Consider the following 13,665-nt stretch of genomic DNA (forward strand, 5'->3'; position numbering starts at 1 on the left):
TGCTCATGGGCCCTGTCAACATGTGTAGGAATATCAGCCTGGTCGGCTCGAGAACCGGCGCCAGGAAGGGGATCTCACCCGATGCCGCTGCTCGACGTGAAAGACCTGACGATCAGTGTCGTGACCGACGAGACCGAGACGGAGCTCGTCCACGAGCTGTCGCTCGATCTCCAGCACGGCCACACCCTGTGCGTCGTCGGCGAGTCGGGCAGCGGGAAGACCGTGACGGCGCTGACCATCATGCGGCTGTTCGAGTTCATCGCCCCCGTCTATACCGACGGCGAGATCCTGGTCGACGGCGTCGACATCACCACCCTGACCGCGGACGAGATGCGCGCATACCGCGGCGCCCGGATCGGGATGATCTTCCAGGAGGCACTCGACTCGCTGAACCCCAGCCAGCGCATCGGACCGCAGCTCATCGAGGCGTACCGGCCGCCGGGCACGCAGCCGCGCCAGGCCAGCCGGAAGGGGACGCAGCTGCACAAGGAGGCGCACGCGAAGGCGTGCAGCCTGCTGGCCGAGGTGGGCTTGACGGACACGGGGCGCATCATGTCGATGTATCCGCACCAGCTCTCCGGCGGCATGCAGCAGCGAGTGATGATCGCCATGGCGCTCATGTCGGATCCGGACCTGCTCATCGCGGACGAGCCGACTACGGCGCTCGACGTCACCACCCAGGCGGAGATCCTGACCCTGTTCCGCCGGGTGCGACAGGAGCACCACACCGCCTGCGTCTTCATCACCCACGACATGGGCGTCGCCGCGGAGATCGCCGACCGGATCGCCGTGATGTATCGCGGCCGCCTGGTCGAGATGGGCACCGCGCACGACATCCTCAGCGCACCCGAGCATCCGTACACGCGCGCCCTGCTCGACTGCGTCCCGCAGATCGGGGTGAACCGGCGAGACGGATTCCCGACCATCTCGGAGGAGCTGCTCGAAGCCGCCACCCGCGGCGGCGACGACAGCCCGGGCACGGCCCCGGCGACGCAGGTCACCGCCCTCTCCGAGCGGGCCACGCCGTCGCCCGGCGCCGACACACCGGCACTGGTGCTCGACGAGGTGTCCAAGGTCTTCGGCGCGCATGGCACCGGCCGGCTGCGCCGGCTCCTGTCCGCACGCCCACCGGTCCACGCGGTCAACGACGTCTCGCTGGAGATCCCGGCCGGCGAGTTCTTCGGCCTGGTGGGCGAGTCCGGGTCGGGCAAGACCACGCTCGGCCGGATGGTGAGCGCCCTCGACACTCCGACCGGCGGCACGCTCACCTTCGGCAGGCATACGGTCGACGCCGGCGGGCTGCACGGCGACGAGCGCGCCTTCCGCCGCCGCGTGCAGCTGATCTTCCAGGACCCGCAGAGCTCGCTCGACCCCCGCCATCCGGCGGGGCGCATCATCGCGGAACCGTTGCGCGAGCTCACCAGCTTGCGCGGCGCCGAGCTCGACCGGCGGGTGGCCGGGCTGATCGACGAGGTGGGCCTGCCTGCCGACAGCGCGCGCAAGCTCCCGTCACAGCTCTCCGGCGGGCAGCGGCAACGGGTGGCCATCGCCCGCGCCGTCGCCGCCGAACCGCAGCTCATCGTCGCCGACGAGCCGACGTCGGCGCTCGACGTCTCCGTTCAAGGCCAGGTCATGAACCTGCTGCTGCAGTTGCAGCGCACGCACGGCATCAGCTTCCTGTTCATCACGCACAACCTCAGCCTGGTGCTCTCGGTCGCCGACCGGGTGGGAGTGATGTTCGAGGGAAACCTCATCGAGGTCGGATCCCCGGCGGCCATCCGCACGTCGTCCACGCACGAGTACACCCAGCGGTTGCTCGCGGCCAACCCGGACCTGTCCAGCTACCAGCGCGGCGGCTGAGTCAGGTGCCAGATCCCCGCTCTCCGTACAGCGAAGGAAGCCAACCATGAGAACTCGACTGAACAAGGGGCGACCGCCCGCTACCGGTCTCGTCGCCGTGGCGGCCGCCGGTGCACTGCTCCTGTCGGCGTGCGGCGGGGACCAGCCGTCGTCGGCCAACCCGGACGGCGATGGCAGCGTCGACGCGGGTGAACCCGTCGTCGGCGGCAACCTGACCGTCGCGATCCCGTCCGATCCACAGTCGCTGGACGCCGCGGTCAACCCCACCCAGGTGGCGGTGCACCTGGCCAACACGCTCTACGAGAAGCTGTTCGACGTCGATGAGGACAACCAGGCCCATCCGATGCTGGTGGACGACTACACCATCAGCGACGACCGCCTCACCTACACGTTCACGCTGCGCGACGACGTGACGTTCCACGACGGTCACCCGCTGACGGCGGAGGACGTCGTCGCCAGCCTGGAACGGTGGCAGGAGTTCAACCGCACCGGCCAGATGATCGCCCCGGATATCGAATCCATCGAGGCCGTCGACGAGCTGACCGTCGAGCTGACACTCAACACACCCCGCTACCCGCTCATCGACGAGCTGGCCAGCCCCGGCAGCGAGATCTTCCGCGCCGAGCTCATCGAAGACGTGGGCGCCGAAGGATTCGAGCAAGAAGGGGCCGTCGGCACCGGCCCGTACCAGCTGAAGAGCTGGGAGGTCGGCCAGGAGATCGTCCTCGAACGGTTCGACGAGTACAAGTCGCGCTCCGAGGAAGACCTGGGCGGCCTGGCCGGCGCCAAGCACGCCTACCTGGACACCATCACCTTCACCGTGGTCGGCGACCAGGATGCGCTGATCAACGGCCTGCTCACCGACCAGTGGCAGCACATCATGCCGACACCGGACCACTACGAGCAGCTGAAGAACGACCCCAACGTGGTCGTTTCCACGCTCAGCGGCGGCGACCTGAACGTGATCGTCCCGAACCACGACGAGAGTTCGATCTTCTCCGACAAGCAGGCCCGGCACGCGCTCAACCTGGCGATCGACAAGCAGGCGATCAACGCCGCCACCGGGGGCAGCCCGGAGATCGTCGAGGAGCACGGCGCGTTCGTGTCCAAGGACAACGTGGACTTCTACTCGACGGAAGGCTCGGAGGTCTACGAAGCGTACGACCCGGAGAAGGCCAAACAGATGTTCACCGAGGCCGGCCTCGAGGAGGGCGACACCCTGCGCATCGTCACCTCCAACACGTTCCCGCAGTTCAACCAGTGGGCGGTGTTGCTGCAAGACCAGCTCGGGGAGCTCGGCTACAACGTCCAGATCGACCCGTATGACTTCACCACGATGCTCGACATCCTCCAGGAGGAGGAGTGGGACATCACCACGCTGTTCTTCAACGGCTTCCTGAACTCCCCGCAGCAGATGCCGCCGCTGACGCTGGGGGCCATGAACAGCTCCGGCTCGCCGGAGATGGATCAGCTGCTGGCCGACTACAACGCGGCGACCAGCGAGGAGGAGGCCAAGGCTGTCGTGGATGAGATGCAGGCACTGGTCTGGGAGGAGCTGCCGGTGATCGTGCTCAGCTCGGCGAAGCCGTGGGCCGCCTACTCGCCGAAGCTGAAGGGCTACGACGACTACTGGCGGGTGTTCTGGAACTCGTGGCTGGAGGAGTGACGCGTCGCGCCCGTCCCGGGGCCGCGCACGGCCCCGGGGCGCTCGCTCGTCCCGACAGAAAGGGGTTGCCGTGACAGGCCTGCTGCTGCGCCGGTTTCGCGACCTGATCATCATCCTGCTGGTGGTCGGGACCATGATGTTCCTGATCATCCGGCTCGTCCCCGGCGATCCGGCCGTCGCGATCCTCGGCGCGAACGCACAGCCACAGGAGCTGGCCAACCTCCGCCAGGCGCTGGGCCTCGACGGAGCCCTGTACGAGCAGTACCTCGCCTGGCTGGGCCAGGTGGTGACCGGGAACCTGGGCGAGTCCATCACGCACAACGCCCCGGTACTGACGGTCATCGGCCAGCACATTGGCCCCACCCTCACCCTCGCGGTGATCAGCACGGCCATCAGTTTCTGCATCGCGGTTGCGATCACGACGTGGTACGCGGTGCGCCCACGCAGCCCGCTCGCCCGGCTGGTCAACCAGTCCGCTCCGCTGGGGATGGCGATCCCGGACTTCTGGATGTCACTGATCCTGATCCTGGTGTTCGCATTGACGCTGCGCTGGCTGCCCACCAGCGGATACACCAGCCTGTTCAGCGACCCGGCCGCGGCCGTCCAGAGCCTGGTGCTGCCGGTGGCCGTGCTGGTCATCGCCCAGTCCGCGCTGTTCACGCTGACCCTGCGGGAGAGCGTGCTGGGCGAGCTGACCCAGATGTACCTGCGCACCGCCCGGATCAAGGGACTCACCGAGACCCAGGTGGTGCTCCGGCACGTGCTGCCGAACGCCCTGATGCCGATCCTGACGATCGTCGGCACCAACTTCGCCGTGCTGATCGGCGGGATCGTCATCATCGAGAGCATCTTCGTGATCCCCGGGCTCGGCTCGCTGCTGCTCGGTGCGATCCACACCCGGGACTTCCCGCTGATCCAGGGCATCACCCTGTTCATCGCGCTGCTGTTCGTGGCGGTGAACCTGCTCGTCGACCTGTCCTATGCGCTGATCGACCCGAAGGTGCGTGTGTCATGACCGCAGGCGTGGCCCAGCAGACGACTCCCCGAGCCGCCAGGCTGCCGCGGGTCCGGCGGGCGGTACGGCGCAACCCGGTGCTGGTCGTGGCCACGGCCGCGCTCGGCCTGATCGTGCTGATCGTCGTCGTCCTTCCGTTCTTCCTGCCCGATCCGAACGCGACCGATCCGGTCAACCGGCTGCTGCCGCCGTCAGCGGGACACCCGTTCGGCACCGACCTGTACGGCCGCGACGTCTTGAGCCGCCTGGTGTCCGGCGGGCGGGCCTCGCTCGGGTTGGCGGCGCTGATCACGCTGTGTGCCGCGACGGCCGGCATGCTGATCGGCCTGATCAGCGGCTTCTTCCGGGCCGCGGATGTGGTTCTGATGCGGATCATGGATGCCTGGATGGCGTTCCCGGCCATCATCCTGGCCACCGCCCTGGCTGTGGCGCTCGGTGCCAGCCTGTGGACCGAGCTGATCGCCCTGTCGGTCATCTTCACGCCGTTCGTGGCCAGGGTGATCCGCAGCCGGGTACTCAGCGTAGCCAACCGGTCGTTCATCGACGCTGCCCGGGTGTCCGGCATGGGCCGGTGGAAGACGCTGTTCGTGCACGTCTTCCCGAACGTGCTGCCGCTGGCACTGGTGCAGATCATCATCCTGTCGGCCGCCGCGATGCTGATCGACGGTGCGTTGAGCTTCCTCGGGCTCGGCATCGCGCCTCCCACGCCGACGTGGGGCAACATGATCGCCGAAGGTCGCGCGTACATGCACGAGGCGGCCTGGCTGATCATCATTCCCGGCCTGGCCATCATCCTGTGCGTGTACGTGCTCAACCTCATCGGCGGGAGCCTGCGCCAGGTCGTCGACCCGCGCAGCCGGACGCTGACCGAGCTGCAACGGCTGCGCAGTCGAGGCCGGCCGGGCAGCCGGAAGGGACCTGCGCGGACCGGCGATACCGACGACGGCCACCGGAGCCAGCCGGAGCGACCGGCCGACGCAGCCGACACGAGTCACGAGAGGACCGTTTCCCCATGACCAAGCCCACGACCGACCTGACGGTCCGCCGCTTCACCCCGAGCCAGGCGCCGTCCGGCCCTCCGGTACTGCTGCTGCACGGCTTCGCGTCGTCCGGCAAGCGGGATTGGCTCGACGGCACCGCGTCATCGCCTGGACAGGCGGGGTCCGACGGCGGCCAGCCCGGATGGGTGGATGCCCTGACGGCCGCCGGTCGCGTCGTCGTCGTTCCCGATCTGCCCGGACATGGCACCAGCCCGGCCCCGCGCACCCTGCAGGAGGCAACCACCAGCGGCATGGTGCGAGCCCTGAGCCGGGTGATCGAGGCGGAGGGCGCACCAGTGGTGGATGTCGTTGCCTACTCGCTCGGGGCGCGGCTGGCGTGGGAACTGCCCCGGTCGGCTCCCGCCCGGGTGGCGCACCTGGTGCTCGGCGGGATCAGCCCCGGTGAACCGTTCGCCACGGTGAACGTGGAGGAGGCGCTCGCGTTCGCCACTGACGGCACGCCGCCTGGCGACCCGCTGACCGGGATGATCGCGCAGATGATCGCCGCGCCCGGGCAGGACGCGAGGGCGCTGGCGACGTGTATCGAAGGGTTGCGCTCCGAGCCGTTCACGCCGGGCGCGGGCGACGTGGACGTCCCGGTGCTCTTCGTGGCCGGCGCGGACGACCCGGTCAGCGATGGGATCGAGAAGCTCGTGGAGCTGGTGCCGGGCAGCGTGCTGCGCCGGGTGACCGGCGGCCACATGGCCGCCCTGCACGGCGACGAGTTCCGCTCCACCACCCTCACCTTCTTGTCAGAATGATCATGTTTGGTACGTTTCCTCTGGCCGTGACACGGCTGTAGACGTGTTACGGCCCGAGAAAGCCTGGTACGGCACACGCGTCAGGGTGGACGCTCCCCTACTCCGCCACACAACCGACACCGCACGCGCGTCGGAGCGTCCAACACGGCACGCGCCGTCACAGTGTGCCGTCGGGATTCACCTCCCGGTCCAGCCAGAGCTCATCGAGTGCAGCGCGCAGCGCCGCACCATGGTCTCGCCATAGCAGGAGGGCAGCCAGGTTATCGTCGAGCTGCTCGCGCCGGCTGACGCCAAACAACACGTTCGCCACGGCGGGATTCTGCAGGCAGAACGCGATGGCGACCTGCGCCGGCGTGACACCGAAGTCGGCCGCGATCCTGGCCACAGAGTCGGCGGCCTCGCGGATCTGGTCCCGGATGCCGCCCGGGTCGGCGCCGATCTTGCGTTCCGGGTGTTTCGTGCCGAGCAGGATCCCGCCCTCGAAAATGTCGGAGGCCTGCAATGCCAGCCGCCCGGCCGAGAAGTGCTCGCCGTAGAAGGGGCCCTCGGCCATGGACCGGCGGGCCACGCTGTACTTGAGCTGGGCGAAGCTGGGCGGCGGCATGCCCTCCGCCGTGGCGAATTCGATGGCCAGGTCCAGGTCGGTGGCGGGCCAGTTGTTGACGCCCCAGCTGTCGAATCGCCCGGCCCGGATCTGCTCAGCGACGTCCGTGACGATCTGCCGGATGTCCGGCCGTTCCAGGTAGTCCCCGACCACCACGGCGTCGGCCTTGTCGATCCCGATCCGGTCCAGGGAGGTGGCCATCTGATCGGCGAATCCCTTGGCCGGATACTCCCACAGCCAGAGCTTGCCGCACAGCTGAAACTCCTCACGGCGCAGGCCCAGGGCCCGGACGATCTCGCCGAAGATGATGTCGGTGCGGGCCTGCTCGGCATGCGGACCCATGTTGTAGTGGGCGACGTCGAACAGCGTCACGCCAGCATCCAACGCGGCACGAACCAGGTTAACCGCGTCGTCGAACGGCATCCGGTCCCAGGTGTTCCACGATCCGAGGCCGAATATCGACGTCGTCATCCCTCCGGGTCCGAGTTGCCGGACCGGAACCTCCGTCTCGTCGCTCACGCGCTTCCTCCACGTCGCTGCCGGGCTCTTCCACTTAATTTCTACGCTTGTATAATATAACGCACCTGTCCACAGTGATCATCGGGCGGCGCACCGTCCGGATCCATCGAGGCCCCGGCATGACGGAACCGGCAGGGACCTTCCGGCGCATAAAGGAACCCGCAGGGACCTGAACCAGCAGGACCTTCCCGGCAGGGACCTTCCGGCATTCGCTGGTCACGCGTGGGCAGCCAGACACGGTGTGGCGCGGCCTCGTGGTCGCGCACGAGCGGAGAGGACGGCGTGCATGACACGAACCAGCCAACCCAGTCCAGCCACCAGTCCAGCCGCCAGGACCGTCGTCGTGACCGGCGGTGCCAGCGGCATCGGCACGGGCATCGCCGAAGCGTTCAGCGAGGCTGGCGAGCGCGTCGTCGTCGCCGACGTATCGGCTGCGGGCGCGAAGTCTGCCGCCGCAGGCATGGGAGCCGAGCACGGCGAGGTGGACATCGGCGACGCCGCATCCGTCGACGCCTTCGTGGCCGACCTGGAGAACCGGTTCGGCGCGGTCGACGTGCTGGTGAACAACGCCGGGCTCGCGGGCGGTGGCGGACCTCTCGTGGAGCTGGACGTCGACGTGTTCGACACGTGCGTCCGGGTGAACTTCCGCGGGACGTTCCTGATGACCCGCGCCATGGGGGCCCACATGGCCCGGCACGGAACCCGCGGGGCAATCGTGAACATCTCGTCGATCGGGTCCCGGCAGCCCACGCCGGGCCTCGGGCATTACGAAGCCACCAAGGCCGCGGTTGACGCGCTGACCCGCTCGGCGGCGATCGAGCTGGCCGCGCACGGTATCCGGGTCAACGCCGTGGCACCCGGCCCCGTCTACACCCCGATGACGGCGGGCTTCGCGTCCAACGACGAGGCGCGGACCGCGTGGGAAGCGCGGATCCCGCTGGGATCGATCGCGCAGATCGCCGACGTCGTGCCCGCGGTCGCCTTCCTCGCCTCCGACGACGCCCGGCACATCACCGGCGTAAGCTTGCCGGTGGATGGCGGCCAGCTCCTCACCTGACGGCCGCATGATCACTGTGCGCGGGTGAAGACGGGCTGGCCGGCGACGACGGTCGTGTCGACGGCGACGTCCGGCAGCTCGGCTGGCGGTACCGTCAGCGGATTCTCGGCGAGCACGCAGAAGTCGGCGACCTTGCCGGCCTCCAGCGAGCCTTTCCACGCCTCGGCACCATCCTGGACGGCTGCCTCGGTGGTGTAGCAGCGCAGGAGGCGCGCCGTGAGCTCCGGCTGGGTGCCGGAGCTGCCCATCCACTCGGCCGCCGCCGCGACGTGCTGGCGCCAGTCCGGCCCCAGCACGGGGGCGTCGCTGCTCAGGGTGAGGGTGACGCCGGCCTTCAACGCGCGGGCCAGCGGCCATGCCGCAGCCGCGACGTCGTCGCCGAGCGCCGCCGCGACCAGTTCGGCCGTGGCGGTGGCGATACCGGGCTGGGCGCACAGGCCGATCCCCAGCTCGCCCATGCGCGCGAGCTGCCCGGGCGCGGCCAGGTCGCCGTGGATGACGTAGTGCCGGGCCCGGCGACCGTGCCGGCGCACCGTGTCGGCGACGGCGTCCACGAACACCTCGATGCTGCGGTCCCCGGTGGCGTGCACGCCGATCTGCCAGCCGGCCGCGTGCGCCAGCTCGACCATGCGCCGGAAGCGCCGCTCGCGCTCGTCGTCGTCGCGCCCGTCGACCAGCAGTCCGCCGTGGCCGGTCCCGCCATCCGCTCCGTGGCCGGTCGCGCCATCCGCTCCGTGCCCGGTCCCGCCATCCGCTCCGTGCCCGGTCCCGCCATCCGCGCCGTGCCCGCTGCTCGCGCAACCATGTGCTGTCCAGGCCGTGCCCATGGGCGGGATGCCGTCGGCAAAGATCTTCACACCGGTGACGTTGAGCCATGCCGGGTCGGCCACAGGGGCCGGCAGGCCCATGCCGCGCTCGAAGTCGTCCAGCGTGCTCGGCCCGTCGAGCAGGCCGAACAGCCGCAGGACGGTCACCCGGGCCCGCAGCATCCCGGTGGCGGCGAGCGCGGCGTAGTCGTCGAGGACGGCCTGCGAGAAGCAGCCGGTCTCGCCGCCGTCCTCGCCGGGACCCAGGCCGGGCTCGGTGTAGCTGGTGATGCCGAGTGCCGCGCACAGCTCCCCGGCACGCAGGATGGCCGCGCGCCGCTCGGCCGCGTCGCGCAGCCGGACGGCGGGAGGTGGCTGCATGGATTCGCCACTGGTCAAGAGCGTGCGCGGCCACATCGCGCCGAGCCAGGTCGCGTGCAGGTGGGAGTCGTTGATGCCGGGGACGACGGTGCGCCCGGCCAGGTCGATGACGTGCGTGTGCGGGCCGATGTGCCGTTCCATCTCGGCTGCGGATCCGACGGCGACGATTCTTCCGGCGCGGGTGGCGAGCCCGGCTGCGCACCGGTTCCTGCCGTCGAAGGTCAGCACGGTTCCGCCGGTGGCGACGAGATCGGCTAGCGAGTCTGGCTGGCCGGTGTGGTCAGCGGTCACGAGGCGCTCCCGGGAGTATGGACGCTTTTGTTCAACGTATGTAGACTAACCGACACATTCACCCCCGGCGAAGACACAGGACCGATGGCGTTACCAACCACGACCGCGGCCGCGGTGCTCACCGAGCACGGCCAGCCGCTGACCCTGCAAGACGTCCCGCTCCCCGAGCGCCTGGAGCCCGGCGGCGCGCTCGTGCGGATCACCTGCACCACGCTCTGCGGCACTGATGCGCACCTGTGGAGCGGGCAGATGTCGCTACCCGGGATGCTGCCCATGATCCTCGGCCACGAGATGGTCGGAGAGGTCGTGGCCACCGGTGCGGGCACGGTCGACACGCTGGGCCGCCCGGTCAACGTCGGCGACCGGATCGGCTGGTCGGAGTCGACGTGCGGCACGTGCTACGGGTGCAGCGTGCTGCGGCAGCCGGTGGCCTGCCGCGACCGCGGCTACGGCTTCCGGCAGCGAGCAGACCAGCCGCCCTACGTCACCGGCGGGCTGGCCGAGTACTGCGTCGTCACGCCGGGCGCGGCCAAGCTGCTGCTCCCCGCCGACGTCAAGGACACCTGGGCGGCCATGTCCGGGTGCGCCGCCAAGACCGTGCTGCGCGCGGTGGAGCGCACCGGCGGGATCCGGACCGGCTCGACCGTGGTGATCCAGGGCGCGGGTGCGCTCGGGATCTTCGCCGCGGCCGTGGCCAGCATCTCCGGCGCGGCGGCGGTGATCGTCGTCGGAGGGCCCGACGACCGGCTGGCCGCCGCCACCCGGTTCGGCGCCACGGCGACGGTGCCGGTCGAGGCGACGACGACGGACGAGCGTGCCAGCCGGGTTCTGGGCCTAACCGGCGGGCTCGGAGCCGACCACGTCTTCGACTTCGCGGGCGCGCCCACCGTCGGCGAGGAGGCCGTGGCGTTCGCCGCCCAGCGCGGCACCATCACCGTGGTCGGCTCCACCGGGCCGCGGCCGGCACCGGTCGCGCTGGGCACGGTCATGGGCAAGGAGCTGACCGTCGTCGGCTCCCTGAACGGGGACATCGCGGACTACTACCGCTCGATCGAGTTCTTCCGCACCTTCGCCGGTCGGCTGCCGTGGGACGAGCTGTTCAGCGCGCCGGTCGCGCTGTCCGAGGCCAGTGCGAGCGTCGACGCCATGTCCAGGCTCGCGCAGATCAAGGCGGTCATCGACCCGCGGCTGCCGTCCGGCACGACAGCGACCACGAGCACGTGATGGAGGAGAGACTGTTGGCCGAGACACGTCGCACCCGCAGCCGCATCCCGCAGCGCCGCATCGGCCGGACCGACCTGGAGGCCGGCGTGCTTTCCCTGGGGTCGTGGCACACCTACGACCGGATGGACTTCCCGGACGCGGTCGCTATGCTGCGCGAGGCCGTCGACTCCGGGATCAACCTGTTCGACGTGGGCGTGTACGGGCTTCCCGGCGGGCCACGCTCGTTCACCGACATCATCTTCTCGGCCATGGTCCGCGGCGCCGGGCTGCGCCGCGACGAGTACCTGCTGTCCGCCAAGCTGTGGCTGGAAGGCTACCCGGAGCGGAGCTTTCGCACCCAGCTGGAGGACGCGCTGGTGCGAGCCGGCACCGACTACGCGGACCTGGTGATCCTTGGCGACATCCGCCGAGACGGCATCGACCTGCACCAGGTGGTGCATGACCTGGCAAAGCTGGTGGACGCGGGGCTGATCCGCGCCTGGGGTGTGAACAACTGGTCGGCCTCGAACATCCAGGAGCTGATCGACCACGCAGCCGAGGCGGGCGTGCCCGGCCCGGCCGTGGCGCAGCTGAAGTACAGCGTGTCCCGGCGGGCGATTCCCGACGGTGAACCGTTCGCCCGCATCTTCGAGCAGGGCGTGAGCCTCGAGTCGTCGGACATCCTGGAGGGCGGCGTGCTGCTCGGCAAGGAATCCCGTCAAGTGGGCCGCGATCCGGGCGGAGTGCGCGAGCGCATCGCCGCCTCCGCTGCGGAGCTGGCGACGATCAGCGAGCAGCTGGGGGTCAGCCCGGCCCAGTTCTGCGTGGCGTTCACCCTCACCCATCCCTCCAACGCCACCACGCTGTTCGGGGCCACCAGCATCAACCAGCTACGGGACAACATCGGTGCCGTGGACCTGGTGGAGCAGGTCGGCGCGGACCGGGTGCGCGAGCTGGCCAAGCCGTTGTGGGCGGACCAGGGCGTCGTCGACCCGGAGGGGCCGTGACCGGCGACGACGCATTCACCCGCGCGCCGTACGATCCGGAGCTGGCGGCTGCCGCGGAGCCGATGTTGGCGGCCGCCGCCGGCCAGCCGCCGCTGAGCACCGACACGCTGGCCGACGCCCGGAAACGAATGGCGGCCATGAACCTCACCTGCGCGGACGCGATCGGAGATCGCGACATCACGTGGGAGGACCGGCTCGTGCCGGGCCCGCCCGGCCAGCCGGACATCACGGTGACGGTGCTGCGTCCGGGCTGGACCCGCCCGGACGCACCCGGTTTCTACAACATTCACGGCGGCGGCATGGTCATGGACAATCGCTTCAGCGACCTGCCGCGCATGGTGAACCTGATCGGCGAGTTCGGTTGCGTCGCGGTGACGGTCGAATACCGGCTCGCTCCCGAGCACCCGCATCCGGCACCCGTCGAGGACTGCTACGCCGGGCTGACCTGGATGGCCGGGCACGCTGGTGAGCTGGGGTTCGACCCGCGCCGGCTGGTTATCGGCGGGGGAAGCGCGGGCGGCGGGCTGGCCGCTGGCGTCGCGCTGCTCGCCCGGGACCGCGGCGGCCCGGCGATCGCCGGGCAGATGCTGCTGTGCCCGATGATCGACGACCGCAACGATTCGCCGTCGACGCACCAGTACGGCGGCACGGCCGTGTGGAGCCGGAGCAGCAACGACGTGGGCTGGAAGGCGCTGCTCGGCGCCGACCATGGCACCGAGCGGGTCTTGCCGTACGCCGCGCCCGCGCGGGCCACCGACCTGTCCGGGCTTCCGCCCGCGTTCGTCGAGGTCGGCGAGGCAGAGATCTTCCGCGACGAGGACGTCCAGTACTGTGACCGGCTCTGGCGTGCTGGCGTACCGGCCGAGCTGCACGTCTGGGCGGGCGCGTACCACGGGTTCGACCGGATCGCGCCGGACAGCGCGGCGACGACGGCTGCCCTGCAGGCGCGCTCGTCGTGGATGCGCCGCACCCTTGGACTTCACGTCAACCTGTCCGGCGCCCAGGGGAACGTCGACCGTGGCCCTCTCTAGCGAAGGTCACGTTCTGGCGTGGCTGTCAGTCCCGAGAACGCGGCCCCGTGGTATATCGACCCGGTTGACGTCGGCCTTGAGGCGAAGGGTTATAAACAGCTGGCGATCACTGCCATCAAGGTTGGACGTGTACACCTGTGTCGTGTCGGTTCCCCGCAACCATTCAGAAGACTCGACTAACCTGCCATTGCTGCCACCGATGTAGCCATCCGTGAGCGGATCTGGGATCAATCGCTCACGACAATGGCCAGTGGACACGTCGACCTGGATGATCGCAAGGTAGACGTCAACCTCCGAATAGGTGATGAATTCGTCGTTGCCAAGCCACACACCGTGCGGGCTCGTGAGCAGGAGACGGTCTTCAAACGTTGCGATCACACCGAAGCTGTCGGTGTCCAGCACCACCGTGTACTGCTGCTCCTCC

The 13,665-nt window shown here is 69.5% G+C and carries 12 protein-coding genes; 9 read left to right on the forward strand and 3 right to left on the reverse strand.

Annotated elements, in window-relative coordinates; translation table 11 throughout:
• Positions 1-81 precede the first annotated feature (81 nt).
• The 5 genes from DPM12_RS14420 (at position 82) to DPM12_RS14440 (ending at position 6,342) form a co-directional block, all read left to right on the forward strand.
• Complete coding sequence (locus DPM12_RS14420; protein ID WP_112259026.1) at positions 82-1,860, forward strand: dipeptide ABC transporter ATP-binding protein; 1,779 nt, start codon at positions 82-84, stop codon at positions 1,858-1,860.
• 46 nt (positions 1,861-1,906) lie between these two features.
• Positions 1,907-3,526 (forward strand): ABC transporter substrate-binding protein, encoded by a 1,620-nt coding sequence (locus DPM12_RS14425; RefSeq protein ID WP_112259027.1) that lies wholly within the window; start codon positions 1,907-1,909, stop codon positions 3,524-3,526.
• A 70-nt stretch (positions 3,527-3,596) separates the two neighbouring features.
• Positions 3,597-4,541, forward strand: coding sequence for an ABC transporter permease (locus DPM12_RS14430; protein ID WP_112259028.1), 945 nt, complete (start codon positions 3,597-3,599; stop codon positions 4,539-4,541).
• Complete coding sequence (locus DPM12_RS14435) at positions 4,538-5,557, forward strand: ABC transporter permease (protein WP_112259029.1); 1,020 nt, start codon at positions 4,538-4,540, stop codon at positions 5,555-5,557. Before DPM12_RS14430 ends, DPM12_RS14435 begins: the two co-directional genes overlap by 4 nt.
• Complete coding sequence (locus tag DPM12_RS14440) at positions 5,554-6,342, forward strand: alpha/beta fold hydrolase (RefSeq protein ID WP_112259030.1); 789 nt, start codon at positions 5,554-5,556, stop codon at positions 6,340-6,342. The genes DPM12_RS14435 and DPM12_RS14440 overlap by 4 nt, the downstream gene beginning before the upstream one ends.
• A 157-nt stretch (positions 6,343-6,499) precedes the next feature.
• Here DPM12_RS14440 and DPM12_RS14445 read toward each other — a convergent pair whose 3' ends face one another.
• Positions 6,500-7,417 (reverse strand): aldo/keto reductase, encoded by a 918-nt coding sequence (locus DPM12_RS14445; protein ID WP_112259049.1) that lies wholly within the window; start codon positions 7,415-7,417, stop codon positions 6,500-6,502.
• Between the two features lie 334 nt (positions 7,418-7,751).
• Between DPM12_RS14445 and DPM12_RS14450 the strand changes: the two genes are divergently transcribed.
• Positions 7,752-8,522, forward strand: a complete 771-nt coding sequence (locus DPM12_RS14450) for an SDR family NAD(P)-dependent oxidoreductase (RefSeq protein WP_112259031.1) — start codon at positions 7,752-7,754, stop codon at positions 8,520-8,522.
• 11 nt (positions 8,523-8,533) lie between these two features.
• Here DPM12_RS14450 and DPM12_RS14455 read toward each other — a convergent pair whose 3' ends face one another.
• A complete protein-coding gene (locus tag DPM12_RS14455; protein ID WP_112259032.1) occupies positions 8,534-10,000 on the reverse strand; it encodes an amidohydrolase in 1,467 nt (488 codons plus the stop codon).
• 84 nt (positions 10,001-10,084) lie between these two features.
• On the opposite strand from DPM12_RS14455, the gene DPM12_RS14460 reads away from it, so the two are divergent.
• The 3 genes from DPM12_RS14460 (at position 10,085) to DPM12_RS14470 (ending at position 13,241) form a co-directional block, all read left to right on the forward strand.
• The gene (locus DPM12_RS14460; protein WP_112259033.1) at positions 10,085-11,224 is read left to right on the forward strand and encodes a zinc-binding dehydrogenase; all 1,140 of its coding nucleotides are present in this window, start codon (positions 10,085-10,087) and stop codon (positions 11,222-11,224) included.
• A gap of 14 nt (positions 11,225-11,238) precedes the next feature.
• Positions 11,239-12,210, forward strand: coding sequence for an aldo/keto reductase (locus tag DPM12_RS14465; protein WP_211658993.1), 972 nt, complete (start codon positions 11,239-11,241; stop codon positions 12,208-12,210).
• 62 nt (positions 12,211-12,272) lie between these two features.
• Positions 12,273-13,241, forward strand: a complete 969-nt coding sequence (locus DPM12_RS14470; RefSeq protein WP_112259050.1) for an alpha/beta hydrolase — start codon at positions 12,273-12,275, stop codon at positions 13,239-13,241.
• A 6-nt stretch (positions 13,242-13,247) separates the two neighbouring features.
• Here the strand turns inward: DPM12_RS14470 and DPM12_RS14475 are convergent.
• Positions 13,248-13,665, reverse strand: a 418-nt coding sequence (locus DPM12_RS14475) for a hypothetical protein (RefSeq protein ID WP_211658995.1), incomplete at its 5' end; no start/stop codon positions are given.

Source organism: Phytoactinopolyspora halophila, assembly GCF_003287285.1.
GTDB lineage: Bacteria > Actinomycetota > Actinomycetes > Jiangellales > Jiangellaceae > Phytoactinopolyspora_A > Phytoactinopolyspora_A halophila.